The organism is Clostridia bacterium, assembly GCA_034926675.1.
Taxonomy (GTDB): domain Bacteria; phylum Bacillota; class DTU025; order DTU025; family DTU025; genus JAYFQW01.
The window spans coordinates 1-3670 of the sequence record JAYFQW010000056.1; the positions used below are offsets into that span (position 1 = coordinate 1).

The 3670-nt window shown below is 58.6% G+C and carries 2 protein-coding genes; both read right to left on the reverse strand.

The genetic code is table 11. The annotated features are described in order from the left end of the window. Window positions 1-1122 precede the first annotated feature (1122 nt). Complete coding sequence (murA, locus tag VB144_12410) at window positions 1123-2397, reverse strand: UDP-N-acetylglucosamine 1-carboxyvinyltransferase (protein ID MEA4884430.1); 1275 nt, start codon at window positions 2395-2397, stop codon at window positions 1123-1125. A 98-nt stretch (window positions 2398-2495) separates the two neighbouring features. Then, window positions 2496-3670 (reverse strand): UDP-N-acetylglucosamine 2-epimerase (non-hydrolyzing) (wecB, locus tag VB144_12415; protein MEA4884431.1); only part of this gene is annotated, 1175 nt, incomplete at its 5' end.

A 3670-nucleotide genomic window follows, 5' to 3' on the forward strand; every position in this document is an offset into this window, starting at 1 on the left:
CTGGATAGAGTGGAGGCCAGCTGGGCATACAGGCAGGCAAGCACCTGGGACAAGACTTCGTACGAATACAGCCTGCACTTTGAGAAACCAACTTCGATGACTATGCCCGGGACCGGACGCCCCGAACCGAAGCATGTGTACGTCTACAATGGCGGGGGTCTCAGGGTCGCGGAGGATCCGGGCAAGCCATACGCAATCACGTCTTGTTACGACGAACTCGGGCGCTTCATAAGGGTGAGCTACAGTGACGCTTCAGCTTCGATGAACTCCAAGCTCTTCTACGACGGGGACGGTCACATAACCGAAGCTCAACTCTACAAGAGCGGCAAGTTTCTGAACAAGACGGCAGCATCCTACAACCTGCGCGGCTGGCTTTCAAGCGAAACGTGGATGATCGACGGCGCTTCGTATTCCATCGGCTACACGTACGATAACGCCGGCAACCGCACTCGGATGACTTACCCGAATGGCGCAAGCTTTGACTTCGAATACGACAACTGCAGCCGGTTAGTGCGGATTCCCGGATGCTTCGAACAGCCAGGACAGGATGGCTTTGCCTATGACTCGAACGGCTTCGCGACGAAGATGCGTGCTGCAAACGGAGTATCCGCTTCATATGAGCCCGACGCCAGGGGCAGGCTCAAGTCGATCTCTGTTGTTCGAAGTCAGCCGTCGGAGCGCATTATGGAATTGGCCTACTCCTACACGTCTGAGGGTGACGTATCCCGACTCGTCGGGATGAATGGCGGCCCATTCATGCTGAACTACGGGTATGACTGGGCGAACAGGCTTACGTCCGCCGACGTGCGCGGGCCGGAAGGGATTGCGACTGTCCTCTATTCCTACGACGGTGCGGGGAACCGGCTGAGCGAGTCCTGGTCCGATAGCCGCGGGGCTAAGCATTACGAGTACCTGCCTGGCAACTACCTGATCAGGAGAGGCGCCGCGAGCTACGCCTGGGGCGAGTATGGGCAGCTCATCCCGAAAACGGAGAAGGCGGGAGTCGCCTTGTTGGAGAAGGCGAGGTGTAGGGGATACATGTTCCCCGCCGATTGGGGATATCGAATCCTCAACCGCAAGCCATATAGGCCCGTCTCCACAAAAGTCAGACAGCAGCGGCTTCTATACTGCCTTCTCCGCCTCATCGTCGGAGATCCTGCGGATCTCCGCGCCTGCCTGTGCAAACTTCAGTTCGAGCCTCTCATAGCCTCGGTCCAAATGGTAGACGTCTGCGACCTCAGTCTCACCCTCTGCCGCAAGGCCGGCAAGGACCAGCGCTGCACCAGCTCGAAGGTCCGAGCACCTCACTTGCGCGCCCGACAGCCGCTCCTGTCCCTCAATCATCGCAGAGCGTCCATCGATCTTGATGCTCGCCCCCATTCGCGCAAGCTCGGCAACGTGCATGAACCGGTTTTCGAATACCGTTTCGGTTATGATCGACGACCCATCCGCCACCGACATCAACGACATGAACTGAGCCTGAAGATCCGTGGGGAAACCCGGGTATGGCATAGTCTTGATGTCAACTGCGCGGGGCCGGGCCTCAGACTCCACGTGTATGGAGCCGCCATCCTCGATAACTGTGACCCCTGCCTCCCGGAGCTTAGCCGTAATCGGCTTGAGATGCTCCTCGACCACATTGTCAATGTCGAGAGATCCCTTGGTCATAGCGGCGGCCACCATTAGAGTCCCCGCTTCGATCCTATCGGGGATAACCATGTACTGCGCGGGAGTAAGCTCTCGGACGCCCTCGATCCGGAGGGCGTTGGTTCCTGCGCCTCTCACGTGCGCTCCCATGGAGTTCAGGAAGTTGGCGAGATCCACGATCTCAGGCTCCTGCGCCGCGTTTTCGATCAATGTGGCGCCAGAGGCAAGCACGGCGGCCATCATTATGTTCTCAGTAGCGCCGACGCTCGGGAAGTCCAGATACACCCTGGCCCCGACGAGCCTTTCGGCGCGAGCCTCAATCTGTCCGTACCCCATATCGATCTCAGCGCCCAAGGCGGCAAAACCCTTCAGGTGCAGATCGATCGGCCGCGAACCGATTGCACATCCACCAGGCAGCGAGATGCGGACCGTGCCCATTCTGGCAAGCAACGGCCCCATTACCAGAAAGGATGCCCTCATCGCCCTGACCAGATCATAGGGAGGCTCGGATGAGGAGATCACGGACGCATCGACTGCGACCGTGTTCTGGCTGCGGTATACTTGCGCGCCGAGAGAGGTGAGAACGCCGCACATGGTGTCGACGTCTCTAAGGGACGGGACATCCTCAACCATTGACCGACCGCCGGCAAGAAGCGAGGCAGCGATCACAGGCAGGGATGCATTTTTCGCGCCGCCAACGCGGACCCTGCCGCGAAGTGGAGCGCCACCCCTTATTACGAGAGATTCCACAGTACCTCCCCCAATCCTGAGTTCACGCGCAGCATACTCCAACAATCAGTGTACCATCGCCGCTCGTGCGCGCACAAGTGGAAAGATGTGCATAAACCTCATTCCTGGCCGAAATCGAGGAGGCGGTCAGCCCTGAGTCCGAAGAAGTGGAGTATGCCCATGACAACCCTGTGGGCTGCTCTGCCATCGCCATATGGATTGCGGGAATCGGCCATCTTCCGGTACTGCTCCCTATCAGTAAGGATCATCCCAGCCTCAGTCGCAATCTCCTCCCGGGAAACCCCTGCAAGCCTCAGGGTGCCCGCAGCCACTCCTTCGGGCCGCTCAGTGGTGCGCCTGAGAACCAGGACAGGCTTACCCAGGGCTGGCGCCTCTTCCTGCAGTCCTCCTGAGTCAGTCATAACCATATAGCAGCGCTGAATCAGCCCGACCATATCTGGATAGCTCAGGGGATTCACAAGCAGGCAGCGCTCTACTCCAGCGAGTTCCTCCATGACCACACTTCGGACCCTGGGATTCGGATGCACAGGGAAAATGACCATAGTATCGGGGTGCGTTCTCAAGACATCCTTGATCGCCCGGCATATCTCATGAAGCGGCTGGCCGATATTCTCGCGCCTGTGGGCCGTCACCAGGATCAGTCTGTGAGAGGCGAAATCCACCAGGCGAAGGGCTGGATCAGCAAACCCCCGCCTTCCAGCCGCCACCTTGAGCACGGCATCGATCACCGTGTTCCCCGTCACATACACGCACTCACGCGGCGTCCCTTCTCCGATCAGGTTCTTCTGATGCTCTGAGGTCGGGGCGAAGTGCACATCAGCCAGACAGCCGACAAGCCTGCGGTTCATCTCCTCGGGATACGGATCGTACTTCACGTGAGTCCGAAGCCCTGCCTCAACATGGCCCACGCCGATTCTCAGGTAAAACGAAGCCAGAGCGCCTGCAAATGCCGTTGAAGTATCCCCGTGCACCAGGGTTATGTCCGGTCTCTCTCGGGACAAGACTTCCTCAAGGCCCCGCAGGCCTCCAACGGTGATATCAAACAGAGTCTGATCCTCATGCATGATTCCAAGATCATAATCGGGCGTGATGCCGAATACCCCAAGCACCTGGTCCATCATCTCACGATGCTGCGCCGTTCCGATGGTGACCGAATCGATCAGGTCTGGATACTTGCCCAGTTCCTCCACGACAGGCGCAAGCTTGATGGTATCTGGCCGAGTGCCGAAGATCGACACTACCTTTATCCTTCCCATATTCAAACCTCCACCCG